Below are 13,110 nucleotides of genomic sequence, written 5' to 3'. Positions count from 1 at the left end.
ACCAGACTCACAGGCTGTCCGTGTCGAGTGCCTCTACCATCACTGGGTATGACTGAACTGGCCGGTCCGGAGTCAGCGCCGATCTCCGAATTCGACCTGGCGGCCGAGTTTCCGCAGGCGACGCGCGAGCAGTGGCAGGAGCTCGTGGCCGGCGTGCTGCGCAAGAGCGGCAGGCTGCCGGAGGACTTCACGGGCGCCCCGGAGAGCAAGCTCGTCACGCGGACCTACGACGGCATCGACATCCAGCCGCTCTACACCGCGGACGACGTGCCGGGCGACGCCGGCTTCCCCGGCCTGTCGCCGTTCGTGCGCGGGGCGAGCCCGGAAGGGCAGGTCAGCACGGGCTGGGACGTCCGGGCCCGGTTCGCCGGCACCGACGCCAAGGCCGTCAACAAGGCGATCCTCGCGGACCTCGAAGGCGGCGTCACGTCGATCTGGCTGACCGTGCCGCCCGCGGCCATGGCCGACGCGCTGAACGACGTCTACGTCGACCTGGCGCCGGTGGTCCTCGACGCGGGCGCCGGGTACGAAGCCGCCGCGGCCGCGCTGTTCGAGATCTTCGACGAGCGCGAGATCCCGGCGAGCGAAGCCACCGCGGTGCTGGGCGCCGACCCGATCGGGCTCGCGGCCCGGACCGGCGCCGACGTCGCGCTGGAACCGGCCGCCGCGCTGGCCGCGCGTGTCGCCGGGAAGTACCCGAAGGTGCGCACGATCGTCGCCGACGGCCTGCCGTTCCACGAGGCGGGCGGGTCGGACGCGCAGGAGCTGGGCGCGCTGGTCGCCGCCGGCGTCACCTACCTGCGTTCGTTGACGGACGCGGGCCTCGACGTCGAAAGCGCGGCCGGGCAGCTGGAGTTCCGGATCGCCGCGACCGCCGACCAGTTCTCGACCATCGCCAAGCTGCGCGCGGCCCGCCGCCTCTGGGCGCGCGTCGCCGAGGTGTGCGGCTTCTCGTCGCCGATGCGCCAGCACGCCGTGACGTCGCCGGCGATGCTGACCCAGCGCGACCCGTGGGTGAACATGCTGCGCACGACCGTCGCCTGCTTCGGTGCGGGCGTCGGCGGCGCGGCCGCGGTCACCGTCCTGCCGTTCGACGCCGCGATCGGCCGGCCCGACGCGTTCTCCGCGCGGATCGCCCGCAACACGCACGCGGTGCTGCTGGAGGAGTCCAAGCTGGCCGGCGTGGTCGACCCGGCGGGCGGCTCCTGGTACGTCGAGAAGCTCACCGACGACCTGGCCCGCGTCGCCTGGGCCGAGTTCACCGCGATCGAAGCCGCGGGCGGCCTGGTCGCGGAGCTGGCGTCCGGCGCGCTCGCCGGCCGCCTCGCCGAGACGTGGGACAAGCGCGCGAAGCGGCTCGCCACCCGGCGCGACCCGCTCACCGGCGTCAGCGAGTTCCCGAACCTGACCGAGAAGCCCGTGAAGCGGGAGCCGCTGGAGTCCCCTGTGGACGGTGGGTTGCCGCGGCACCGCTACGCCGAGGGCTTCGAGGCCCTGCGCGACGCGTCCGACGCGTACCTCGCCGAGCACGGCGAGCGGCCGAAGGTCTTCCTGGCCACGCTCGGCCCGGTCGCCGCGCACACCGCGCGGGCCGGGTTCGCCGCCAACCTGTTCCAGGCGGGCGGGCTCGAGGTGGTCAACCCGGGCGCGACCGACGACCTGCCCGGCGCGTTCCGTGAGAGCGGCGCGAAGGTCGCCTGTATCTGCGGCACCGATGACGCCTACGCGGCCGAGGCAGCCGAAGTCGCGGCATCTTTGGGTGCCGAACACGTACTACTGGCCGGAAAGGGCAAGTTCGACGGCGTGGACGGCAACGTCTTCGCCGGCTGCGACGCCCTGGAAGTCCTCACCGGTCTGCACACTCAGCTGGGAGTTGCACTGTGAAGGATTCTGGGACGATCCCGAACTTCGCCGACGTCGACCTCGGTTCGCCCGAGCCGGGCGACCGCGAGGCCTGGGCCAAGGCCGTGCAGGACGCCACCGGCAAGGGCCCGGACGCGCTGGCCTGGGAGACGCCCGAGGGCATCGGCGTCAAGCCGGTCTACACCGCGGCCGACCTGTCCGATGTGGACTTCCTCGGCACGTACCCCGGCATCGCGCCCTACCTGCGCGGGCCGTACCCGACGATGTACGTCAACCAGCCCTGGACCATCCGCCAGTACGCCGGGTTCTCCACGGCCGAGGAGTCGAACGCCTTCTACCGCCGCAACCTCGCGGCCGGGCAGAAGGGCCTGTCGGTCGCCTTCGACCTGGCCACCCACCGCGGCTACGACTCCGACCACCCGCGCGTCTCCGGCGACGTCGGCATGGCGGGCGTCGCGATCGACTCCATCTACGACATGCGCCAGCTCTTCGACGGCATCCCGCTGGATAAAATGAGCGTGTCGATGACCATGAACGGAGCCGTGCTGCCGGTACTGGCCCTGTATGTGGTGGCGGCAGAGGAGCAAGGGGTCAAACCCGAGCAGCTCGCGGGGACCATCCAGAACGACATCCTCAAAGAGTTCATGGTCCGCAACACCTACATCTACCCGCCGCAGCCCTCGATGCGGGTCATCTCCGACATCTTCTCCTACACCTCGCAGCACATGCCGAAGTACAACTCGATCTCCATCTCCGGCTACCACATGCAGGAAGCCGGCGCGACCGCCGACCTCGAGCTGGCCTACACCCTCGCGGACGGCGTCGAGTACATCCGCGCGGGCACCGAAGCCGGGCTGGACGTCGACAAGTTCGCGCCGCGCCTGTCGTTCTTCTGGGCGATCGGGATGAACTTCTTCATGGAGGTCGCGAAACTGCGCGCGGCCCGGCTGATCTGGGCGAAGCTCGTGAAGGGCTTCGACCCGAAGTCGCAGAAGTCGCTCTCGCTGCGGACGCACTCGCAGACGTCGGGCTGGTCGCTGACCGCGCAGGACGTCTACAACAACGTCGTGCGCACCTGCGTCGAGGCGATGGCCGCGACCCAGGGGCACACGCAGTCGTTGCACACCAACGCGTTGGACGAGGCGCTCGCGCTGCCGACCGACTTCTCCGCCCGCATCGCCCGCAACACGCAGCTGCTACTGCAGCAGGAATCCGGCACCACGCGCGTGATCGACCCGTGGGGCGGCAGCGCCTTCGTCGAGAAGCTGACCTACGACCTCGCGCGCAAGGCGTGGGGCCACATCAGCGAGGTCGAGCAGGCCGGCGGCATGGCCAAGGCGATCGACGAGGGCATCCCGAAGCTGCGGATCGAGGAGGCCGCGGCCCGCACCCAGGCCCGGATCGACTCGGGCCGGCAGCCGGTGATCGGCGTCAACAAGTACCAGGTCACCAGCGATGAAGACATCGAAGTCCTGAAGGTCGACAACGCCGGCGTCCGGACGCAGCAGCTCGAGAAGCTGCGGCGGCTGCGCGAAGAGCGTGATTCCGACGCCACCGAGGACGCGTTGCGGCGGCTCACCGAGGGCGCCGGAAACGGCGGCAACCTGCTGGAACTGGGCATCAACGCGGCCCGGGCGAAGGCGACCGTCGGCGAGATCTCGGACGCGCTGGAGAAGCTCTGGGGCCGCCACTCCGGCCAGATCCGCACGATCTCGGGGGTGTACCGCGAGGAGGTGGGGAAGTCGCAGAACGTCGAGAAGGCCCGCTCGCTGGTCGAGGAGTTCGCCGAGGAGGAGGGCCGCCGGCCGCGGATCCTCGTCGCGAAGATGGGCCAGGACGGCCACGACCGCGGCCAGAAGGTGATCGCCACCGGCTTCGCCGACATCGGCTTCGACGTCGACGTCGGCCCGCTGTTCTCCACCCCGGCCGAGGTCGCCCGCCAGGCGATCGAGGCGGACGTCCACGTCGTCGGCGTGTCCTCGCTGGCCGCCGGGCACCTCTCGCTGGTGCCCGCGCTGCGCCACGAGCTCGCCGAGCTGGGCCGCGCGGACATCATGGTCGTGGTCGGCGGCGTCATCCCGCCGCAGGACTACCCGGCGCTGCGCGAAGCCGGCGCGGCGGCGATCTTCGGGCCGGGCACGGTCCTCGCGGACGCGGCCATCGACCTGCTCGGCCAGCTGTCGGCGCAGGAGTCCTGAGCGTTGCCGCGCAAGATCGACGTCCCCGCCTACGCCAAGGGCGTGCTGGCGGGTGACCGCGGCACGCTGTCGAAGGCGATCACGCTGGTCGAGTCCCAGCGCGAGGACCACCGCGCGCAGGCGCAGGAGCTGCTCGTCGAGCTGCTGCCGTCGGCGGGCGGCGCCCGGCGCGTCGGCATCACCGGCGTCCCCGGTGTCGGCAAGTCGACATTCATCGACCAGCTGGGCACGGATCTGACGGCCGCCGGGCATCGCGTGGCCGTGCTGGCGGTCGACCCGTCGTCGACGCGCACCGGCGGGTCGATCCTCGGCGACAAGACCCGGATGGCGCGCCTGGCCGTCGACGAGCGGGCGTTCATCCGCCCGTCGCCGACGTCCGGGACGCTGGGCGGCGTCGCCCGCGCCACCCGCGAGACGATCGTGCTGATGGAGGCGGCCGGCTACGACACCGTCCTGGTCGAGACCGTCGGGGTGGGACAGTCCGAAGTGGCCGTCGCGAACATGGTCGACTGCTTCATGTTCTTGACGCTCGCGCGCACCGGTGACCAGCTGCAGGGCATCAAGAAGGGCGTCCTGGAGCTGGCCGACGTCATCGCCGTCAACAAGGCCGACGGTGATCACGAGAAGGACGCGCGCCGCGCCGCGCGGGAGCTGGCCGGCGCGTTGCGGATGATCTACGGGCCCGACGCGGCGTGGACGCCACCTGTGCTGACCTGCAGCGGCCTCCACAACCTGCGGCTCGACGAGGTCTGGGGCGCGATCGAGGAGCACCGCGACGCGCTCTTGGCGTCCGGCGAGCTGGCCGCCCGGCGCCGGCAGCAGCAGGTCGACTGGACGTGGTCGATGGTGCGCGAAAATCTGCTGAGTCGGCTGGCGGCGCATCCGGACGTGCGAACGGTCGTTCCCGACGTCGAACGGGCGGTGCGTGCCGGTGAACTGACCGCTACCCTCGGTGCACAGCGGATCCTCGACGCGTTCGGTCCACCACGTGGTGGCTGACCCGCGGGCGCCGCGCGGGCAGAATGCCGGTTGACCGCCGGTCGTGGCGAAGGGATGACATGGCGATACTGCGTGCTCTGGTCGTTGCCGGCCTGCTGGGGGCGGTGCTGTTCACCGCGTCGCCCGCCCAGGCGTCACCGGTGCGTCCGGCGGCTGTCACGGTGACCGTGGCGCACGCCGGCGCGGCGCCCGTGCTCACGCAGACCCAGGCGCCCGGACCGGTGCTCGACCCGGCCCAGACCGACAAGGCGAACGCCGAGAAGACCAAGACCAAGCTGATCGCCGGCCTGGTCGCGGTGGTCCTGCTCGGCATCGTCGTCTGGGGCCGGCGGATCCGGTCGAAGAAGGCCAAAGGGTCGTAACCCTGCGTCCGGACGGGCGAGCAGCCGTCGGCGTTCGCCTTGGCCGAACTACTGCACACCGTTCAACGCAGATCAGCTACCGGCCGTCTAGGACGCCTCGTTTCGAGGCGCGGCTTGCCTCCTGCATGGTGCACGATCGTCTGCAAATGCGTACGAAAGAACGATCGGCACGTTGCGTGACCCCAGCCGCTGCGCGGGTTACCCGTGTTGCGGGAGGAGGTGCGGCGTGACGGTGCTCGACTCACGACCGGACGTTCCAGGCGACCCCCACGGGCGCATCATCACCCCTATCGAGGGGCCGGAGGCGCTCATTTCCGAAGCCGGCGTAAGCATGGCTCCCGTGGAGGACCTTGGTGCGGGCCGCGGCCCGTTCTGGCTTGACGACTGGCTTCGCGCCAACGCGACCGACGTGCTCGCGTGGCGCAGGCACATCCACGCGCACCCGGAGCTGTCGCGGCACGAGTTCGCGACCACCGAGCTGGTCGTCACGCTGCTGCGTGCCGTCGGCCTCAAGCCGTGGGTGCTGCCCGGCGGCACCGGTGTCGTCTGCGACATCGGCCGCGGCGAGCGGTGCGTCGCGCTGCGCGCGGACATGGACGCGCTGCCGCTCACGGAGGCGACGGGGCTGCCCTACGCGTCGACTGTGGAGGGTGCGGCGCACATGTGCGGCCACGACGCCCACACGGCGATCCTGCTCGGCGCGGCCCGTGCCCTGGCCGGCGCGCCGGAGCTGCCCGGCAAGGTGCGGCTGATCTTCCAGGCCGCCGAGGAGGTCATGCCCGGCGGCGCGCTGGACATGATCGCGGCGGGCGCGCTGGACGGCGTCGACCGGATCTACGGCCTGCACGTCGACCCGCGGCTCGAGGTCGGCAAGGTCGGCATGCGCGTCGGCGCGCTGACGTCGGCCGCGGACCTGATCGAGCTGCGCCTCACGTCGCCGGGCGGGCACACGTCCCGCCCCCACCTGACGGCCGACCTGGTGCACGCGCTCGGCACGGTGATCACGTCACTGCCGTCGGTGCTGTCCCGCCGCGTCGACCCCCGGTCCGGCACGGTGCTGGTCTGGGGCGCGGTCCACGCGGGCCAGGCGGCCAACGCCGTCCCCCAGGACGGCGTCCTGCGCGGCACCCTGCGCACGGCGGACCACGAGGTCTGGACGGCGCTGGAGCCCCTGGTGGCGTCGTCGGTGGAGTCCCTGCTGGCCCCCACGGGCGTCGGCTTCCAGCTGGACTACCGCCGAGGCGTCCCCCCGGTCGTCTCCGACGCGGACTCCACGGCCCTGATGCGCGCGGGCGTCGAGGCGGCCTTGGGCGAGGAAGCGGTGGCCGGCACGGAGCAGTCCTCCGGCGGCGAAGACTTCGGCTGGTACCTGGAGCACGTCCAGGGAGCCTTCGCCCGCCTGGGCGTCTGGCCGGGCGACCCGGCCCCGCAATCGGACATCCACCGCCCGACCTTCATCCTCGACGAGCGGGCCCTGGCCTGCGGAGTCCGAACCCTGGTCCACACCGCCCTAGCCACCCTCGCCTAACCGAGTCGACCCTTCAATCACGCGTGTCGACCTCCTGATCACGCGTGTCGGCGCCTCAGTCACGGCTGAGGCATACACAGGGTTATCCACAGGCCGGTAGTTATCCACAGGCTGGGGATGAGGCCCTTCCGTCGCACGATGGAAGGGCCTCATTCTTGACTTCGTGATCGATTGGGCAAGGCGACATGGAGTCCTCTCGCGGAGCGAGGCCGACCGGGTTTTGGGTCGGCGCAAGGTCCTCGAGGGGCTTGAGCGAGGCGTACTGACTCAGCCGTGGCGGGGTGTCGTGGTGCACGCCTCCGACCTGCTGAAGCTGCCGACGAGAGCCGCGGCAGCGCTGCTTGCCGTAGGGCGACCGGTGACTCTGTCCGGCGCTACTTCCCTTGCGCTGCATGGTATCTCCGCCGCCGGCGACCACGATGTCCACGTGACGGTGCCCTATTCGCGCCGTATCCGTTCGCGCACCGGCTTGATCGTGCACCAAGGCGGCTTCCGGGACGAGGACATGATCGAGATCGATGGCCTGGCCATGTTTTCGATCGATCGCGCGCTGGCAGATTTTCTCTGCGACGGCGACAAGCGTGAGGCCTTCGCGGCGGTCGACGAGGCGATGAGAGGCCTGCCTCCTGACCACTGCGCGAAGCTTCGGGAGAATGTGCGGGACCGCCTTGACGATCGCCGGGACCGGCGAGGTATCCACAGGGCGCTGATGCTGCTGGACCTCGCCACGGGCAAGGCGGAGTCGCCTCCCGAGAGCGTGCTCCGGCTCCTCGTGGTCGAGGCCGGATTTCCCGTGCCCGAGCCTCAGTACGAGATCACCGCCATCGACGGCAGGAAGCTCTTCGTGCTCGACATGGCCTGGCCGACCCGGCGCATTGCCCTCGAGTACGACGGGTTCGCCGCGCACGAGGAACGGCGCGACTACGACCTCAAACGAGACGAACAGATGCAGGGCCGGGGGTGGGTCACCGTCCGTGCGGCCGCGGCTGACCTCCGTGACCCCAGTCGGCTGCTGACCGACCTGCGGAGCGCCTTCGACCGGCGATCCGGTCGAGCGGCGTGATCAGGAGGTCGACACGCGTGATTGAAGGGTCGACACGCGTGATTAGAGGGACGACACGGCGGCTAGCCGGTGATGCCGGAGCAGGGGCGGGTTCGGAGGTCGTCGACGTAGTCGGCGGGGGCTCCGGCCGCTTCCGCGGCGTCCGCCAGGACGCCCAGGTAGCGGGCCGAGGGCAGGCCGCCTTCGTAGGCGTCCAGGACGTAGAGCCAGGCCAGCACCGAGCCGTCCATGGTTTGGACTCTCAGGCGGATCTTGCTGTGCATCCCCAGCTCGCCGCCTTCCCAGCGGTCGAGGCCCGTCTCGTCCAGGGACGTGACGTCGTAGAGAACGACGAAGACCCGGGAACCGGCGTCCTCGACGATCGTGGCCAGGGCACCTTCCCAGCCGAGGTCCTCGCCACCGAAGGTCAGGCGCCACCCCTCCAGCCAGCCGGAGCCGGCCATCGGTGAGTGCGGCGCGCGCTCCAGCATCTGGGCGGGCTCCATGTTGGATCCGTAAGCGGCATACAACGGCACGCCGACAGCGTAGCGACCCACAGCTCACCCGAGTGGACGCACTCGGCGTGTTCGCCCACTTCAGTGTCCGGCCACCTTCGCCGCGTACGGTGAGACCACCGTTATCACGCACTTCGAGGAGGACCCAGGTGACCAGGATCGTGATCATGGGCGGGGGCCCGGCCGGCTACGAAGCCGCGCTGGTCGCAGCCCAGCACGGCGCCGACGTCACGATCGTCGAGCGCGACGGCCTGGGCGGCGCCTGTGTCCTCTACGACTGCGTTCCCTCGAAGACGTTCATCGCGAGCTCGGGCGCGCTGGCGAAGATGCACGACCTCGGCGAGCTCGGCATCAACACCGACATGGCCGACACCAGCATCGACCTGCCGACCGTCCACGGCCGCGTCAAGGGCCTCGCGCTGGCGCAGTCCGCCGACATCCGCGCGCGCGTCCAGCGCGAGGGCGTCCGCGTGATCATCGGCGAAGCCCGCTTCTGCGACGAAGAGCCCGGCCTCGCCACGCACAAGGTCTCCGTCACCAAGCAGGACGGCGAGACCGAGAAGCTCCCGGCCGACGTCGTCCTGATCGCCACCGGCGCCACCCCGCGCGTGCTGCCCGGCGCGGTGCCGGACGGCGAGCGCATCCTCGACTGGCGCCAGCTCTACGAGCTCCAGGAGCTGCCCGAGCACCTCGCCGTGATCGGCTCCGGCGTCACCGGCGCCGAGTTCGCGTCCGCCTACACCGAGATGGGCGTCAAGGTCACCGTCGTCTCCAGCCGTGACCGCGTGCTGCCGCACGAGGACGCCGACGCCGCCGCCGTGCTCGAGGAGGTCTTCTCGCAGCGCGGGACGACCGTCGCGAAGCAGGCGCGCGCCGACCGCGTCGAGCGCACCGAGAAGGGCGTCGAGATCCACCTCGCCGACGGCCGCGTGATCGAAGCCAGCCACGCGCTGATGACCGTCGGATCGGTCCCGAACACCGCCGACCTCGGCCTCGACAAGGTCGGCATCTCGCCCGGCCCCGGGGGGTTCATCACCGTCGACCGCGTTTCGCGCACCTCCGTTCCCGGGATCTACGCCGCCGGCGACTGCACCGGCGTGCTCATGCTCGCCTCGGTGGCGAGCATGCAGGGCCGCATCGCGATGTGGCACGCGCTGGGCGAGGGCGTCGCGCCGATCAAGCTCAAGACCGTCGCCGCCAACGTCTTCACCCACCCGGAGATCGCGACCGTCGGCATCAGCCAGCACGCGATCGACTCCGGCGAGGTGCCCGCGCGCACCATCATGCTGCCCCTGGCCACCAACGCGCGCGCGAAGATGGAGGGCCTCCGCCGAGGCTTCGTGAAGCTGTTCTGCCGCCCCGCCACCGGCGTGGTCGTCGGTGGTGTCGTCGTGGCGCCGCAGGCGAGCGAGCTCATCCTTCCCATCGCGCTCGCCGTCCAGAACCAGCTCACAGTGGACCACCTGGCACTGACATTTTCGGTTTACCCGTCGCTGTCGGGCTCGATCACCGAGGCCGGGCGCCAGTTGATGCGTCACGACGATCTCGACTGATCCACGACGCAACCCCATCGCCCCCGTCGCGTCTTGTCGGTTGTAAGGCTGAAGGACGCGAAGGGTGCGAAGGTGCGCAAGACGTTGGTTTTTGTTGCGGCAGCGGTGATCGGGGCGACGGCGCTGGCGGCGCCGGCGGCGCCGCAGAGCACCGGTCCGACCCCCTCGCCCGCGCCGGGCGCCGGCAGCGTCCAGCTCAACGTCAACACCGCGATCAACCAGTCGCTCGTGGACAAGTACGTCCGGGACGCGCCGAACGTCGCGCTGGCGAAGTGCGAGGGCGCGGCGCCGGCCTTCTCCTCGCCCGCGCTGACGTTCGCCAACTACACCCCGGGCCCGTTCATGGGCGCCGACGCGAACATCAGCGCCGACGCCACCCTGAAGCCGGGCACCGCGGCCGGGACGTACCCGCTTACCGTGACGTGCGGCGACAAGTCCTACAGCACCCAGTTCTCGGTGCCGGCCGCCCAGGTGACAAAGGTGCCGTCCGGCGCCGCGAAAGCGGGCGACGGCAGCATGGCCGGCTGAAAAACTACGAAAACCGCCCCGGATCACACGCTCCGGGGCGGTTTTTTCGTTGGTTCCCCCGGACGCAACCCTTGCTGGTCAAGCACGTCTTTGGGGTACAGGTAAACGGCATGGGGATCGCGAAGGGTCGTTTACCGCATTCTGTTTTCGCAGGGGAGAAAGAATGAAGAACACGTTGTTCGCCACCGGCGCGGCCGCGGCTTTCCTGGTGCTGACGCCGGCCGCGGCGCTCGCGGCCACGTCGACCCCGGAACACCCGGAGCACCCGGACGGCCCGATGACCCGGATCACCCGGCAGCTGACCGTGCTGCCGGGCCGGGCGGCCCCGGGGGCGCTGGTGAAGGTGGACTTCGCGTGCCGGACCCGTGGGCCGGGCGAACAGGTGTCGGTCACCGCCGCGGCGATCGCCTACGAAACCGGGGGCAAGACGGCGAAGGTCAACCAGGTCAAGCCGGGCAAGTACGCGGTGACGCTGCACTGCGGCCCGGAGAAGTCGACGGCCTACCTGGAGGTGCTGGGGGCGAGGAAGCAGGTCGCCAAGGTCCCGGCGGGCGCACCGCAGACCGGCGGCACCGACGGCCCGGCGGACGGCGCGCCGACCGGCCCGCCGGCGGCCGCCGGGGCCATGGGGATCCTCGCGCTCGGCGGCAGCGGTCTCGTGCTGGCCCGCCGGTCCCGCCGCGACTGATGCCGTGAGCTCGTTCCGGGGGCAGGGATCAGGACTGAGCGACGGCTGGGAGGTTCACCCGGCCGCGTGAACCGCGTCGGCGCTTCGAGGGGGAGCGCCGAAGGAAAGCACCCGGCCGGGAAGTTCACCCGGCCGGGTGCTTTCACGCCGGGGTCGGCGGTACCGTCGGGGCAGCGATGCGCCGATCGCGACGGGTTCGTGACCCCGCCGGCCAAACCGTGCGGAGGCGCCGGGCGTGTGCCTGGTGCGCAGGTACCGCACCACCATCCCGGGGGAGAGCATGACCACGAAGATCAGCCGCAGACGGGCCGTCCTGATCACGCTGGTCGTGGCGCTGCTGGCCGCGCTGGCGGTGCTCGCGCTGACGCTCGGCGGCGGGCCGCAGCCGTCGACGGCGCAGCCACCGGCCCCTCGTCCGGTCGCGATCCGGCCGCAGCCCACGAGCGCCGCGCAGGACGCCGTCGCGGCGCTGCCCAAGTCCGAGCCCGTCTCGATCGACATCCCGAAGATCGGCGCGCATTCGTCGCTGGTCCCGCTCGGCCTCAACCCGGACGACACCATTCAGGTCCCGCCGGTGACGACGCCGTTGCAGGCGGGTTGGTACACCTACGCGCCGACGCCCGGCGAGGTCGGCCCGGCCGTCGTCCTCGGGCACGTCGACGGCAACCACCAGAAGGGGATTTTCTTCCGCCTCAAGGAGCTGGCCACCGGCGACCGGGTTTCGGTCGCCCGCAAGGACGGCTCGACGGCGCTCTTCGAGGTGACGAAAGTGCACCAGGTGCCCAAAAAGGACTTCGAAGCCGAAGGCGCGTACGACGACACGGCCGGCCCCGAGCTGCGGTTGATCACCTGCGGCGGCGTCTTCGACCGGAGCGCGCGCAACTACGTGGACAACATCGTCGTCTACGCACGCCTGGTCCAGAGCTGATTTTCCGTTTTTGTCGGACCCCGGTGCCACACTGTGTCGGCCGTCACCCGAGGCGGCGCAGACGAGGGTAGGGAGCCGACATGTTGTTCCACGACGAGCCATGGCCCGACGGGACACCCAGCTGGGTGGACCTGATGGTGCCCGACCAGGCGAAGGCGGTCGCCTTCTACGGCGGCCTGCTGGGCTGGGACGTGCAGGCGGGCGGTGAGGAGACCGGTTTCTACGGCATGGCGATGCTGCGGGGACGTCCGGTCGCCGGGATCGGCCAGACCCCGGCGGGTCAGGAAATGCCCGCGACGTGGACGACCTACCTGTCGGTGTCCGATGTGGACAAGGCGGCCGCGGCGATCACCGAGGCCGGCGGCCACATCGTGGTGCCGGTGATGGACGTGATGAAGGAAGGCCGGATGGCCGTCGCGGTCGACCCGGGCGGCGCGGCGTTCGGCCTCTGGGAGCCCGGCAACCACACGGGCACGCAGGTGACGGCGGCGCCGGGCACGTCGGCCTGGAACGAGTGCATGAGCCGGGACTACCCGGCGGCCAAGGCGTTCTACGAGAAGGTCTTCGGCTACGGCGTCGAAGACATCTCCGGCGGCGGCTTCACGTACTCGGTGCTGCTGCTCGGCGGCCGTCCGATCGGCGGTATCGGCGGCATGCCCGCCGATGTGCCGTCCGAGGTGCCGTCGAACTGGTCGGTGTACTTCTGGGTCGCGGACGCCGACGCGAGCGCGGCCAAGGCGGTCGAGCTCGGCGGCCGGACCGTGGGCGAGCCGTTCGACTCACCGCACGGCCGGCAGGTGCGGCTGGTCGACGACCAGGGCGTGCCGTTCCTGGTCATCGCGCCCAACGAGCAATCCGGCAAACCGGAGGGCTGGGACGACTGAGCGGGCGGGCCGAGGGCACCTT

At 70.9% G+C, this 13,110-nt stretch carries 12 protein-coding genes; 11 read left to right on the top strand and 1 reads right to left on the bottom strand.

Annotation, left to right across the window (positions count from 1 at the left end):
* The first annotated feature begins 48 nt into the window (after positions 1-48).
* The 6 genes from ACLJQZ_RS23315 (at position 49) to ACLJQZ_RS23290 (ending at position 8,013) form a co-directional block, all read left to right on the top strand.
* Positions 49-1,884, top strand: a complete 1,836-nt coding sequence (locus ACLJQZ_RS23315) for a methylmalonyl-CoA mutase family protein (RefSeq protein ID WP_410622017.1) — start codon at positions 49-51, stop codon at positions 1,882-1,884.
* A complete protein-coding gene (gene scpA / locus ACLJQZ_RS23310) occupies positions 1,881-4,061 on the top strand; it encodes a methylmalonyl-CoA mutase (RefSeq protein WP_410622016.1) in 2,181 nt (726 codons plus the stop codon). The genes ACLJQZ_RS23315 and scpA overlap by 4 nt, the downstream gene beginning before the upstream one ends.
* 3 nt (positions 4,062-4,064) lie before the next feature.
* The gene (meaB, locus tag ACLJQZ_RS23305; protein WP_410622015.1) at positions 4,065-5,060 is read left to right on the top strand and encodes a methylmalonyl Co-A mutase-associated GTPase MeaB; all 996 of its coding nucleotides are present in this window, start codon (positions 4,065-4,067) and stop codon (positions 5,058-5,060) included.
* Between the two features lie 59 nt (positions 5,061-5,119).
* Positions 5,120-5,422: a hypothetical protein gene (locus ACLJQZ_RS23300; RefSeq protein WP_410622014.1), complete on the top strand. Its 303-nt coding sequence runs from the start codon at positions 5,120-5,122 to the stop codon at positions 5,420-5,422.
* A gap of 226 nt (positions 5,423-5,648) precedes the next feature.
* Entirely contained in the window at positions 5,649-6,950 is a 1,302-nt protein-coding gene (locus ACLJQZ_RS23295) for an amidohydrolase (RefSeq protein ID WP_410622013.1), read from the top strand.
* 220 nt (positions 6,951-7,170) lie between these two features.
* Entirely contained in the window at positions 7,171-8,013 is an 843-nt protein-coding gene (locus ACLJQZ_RS23290) for a DUF559 domain-containing protein (RefSeq protein ID WP_410622076.1), read from the top strand.
* 62 nt (positions 8,014-8,075) lie between these two features.
* Here the strand turns inward: ACLJQZ_RS23290 and ACLJQZ_RS23285 are convergent, their stop codons facing one another.
* On the bottom strand, positions 8,076-8,528 hold the full coding sequence (locus ACLJQZ_RS23285; protein WP_247060826.1) for a gamma-glutamylcyclotransferase: 453 nt from the start codon (positions 8,526-8,528) through the stop codon (positions 8,076-8,078).
* Between the two features lie 128 nt (positions 8,529-8,656).
* On the opposite strand from ACLJQZ_RS23285, the gene ACLJQZ_RS23280 reads away from it, so the two are divergent.
* From ACLJQZ_RS23280 to ACLJQZ_RS23260, 5 genes are all read left to right on the top strand, one after another.
* Positions 8,657-10,060, top strand: a complete 1,404-nt coding sequence (locus tag ACLJQZ_RS23280; protein ID WP_326946189.1) for an NAD(P)H-quinone dehydrogenase — start codon at positions 8,657-8,659, stop codon at positions 10,058-10,060.
* Between the two features lie 72 nt (positions 10,061-10,132).
* The gene (locus ACLJQZ_RS23275) at positions 10,133-10,588 is read left to right on the top strand and encodes a hypothetical protein (protein ID WP_410622012.1); all 456 of its coding nucleotides are present in this window, start codon (positions 10,133-10,135) and stop codon (positions 10,586-10,588) included.
* A 163-nt stretch (positions 10,589-10,751) separates the two neighbouring features.
* A complete protein-coding gene (locus ACLJQZ_RS23270) occupies positions 10,752-11,276 on the top strand; it encodes a hypothetical protein (RefSeq protein ID WP_410622011.1) in 525 nt (174 codons plus the stop codon).
* Between the two features lie 280 nt (positions 11,277-11,556).
* Complete coding sequence (locus ACLJQZ_RS23265) at positions 11,557-12,204, top strand: class F sortase (protein ID WP_410622010.1); 648 nt, start codon at positions 11,557-11,559, stop codon at positions 12,202-12,204.
* Between the two features lie 80 nt (positions 12,205-12,284).
* A complete protein-coding gene (locus tag ACLJQZ_RS23260) occupies positions 12,285-13,088 on the top strand; it encodes a VOC family protein (protein WP_410622009.1) in 804 nt (267 codons plus the stop codon).
* The last annotated feature ends 22 nt before the right edge of the window (positions 13,089-13,110 follow it).

The organism is Amycolatopsis sp. cmx-8-4 (genome assembly GCF_046548675.1).
In the GTDB taxonomy this organism is placed as follows: domain Bacteria; phylum Actinomycetota; class Actinomycetes; order Mycobacteriales; family Pseudonocardiaceae; genus Amycolatopsis.
The sequence above is the reverse complement of the archived record's forward strand: the minus strand, read 5'-3'. Positions and strand labels throughout refer to the sequence as shown.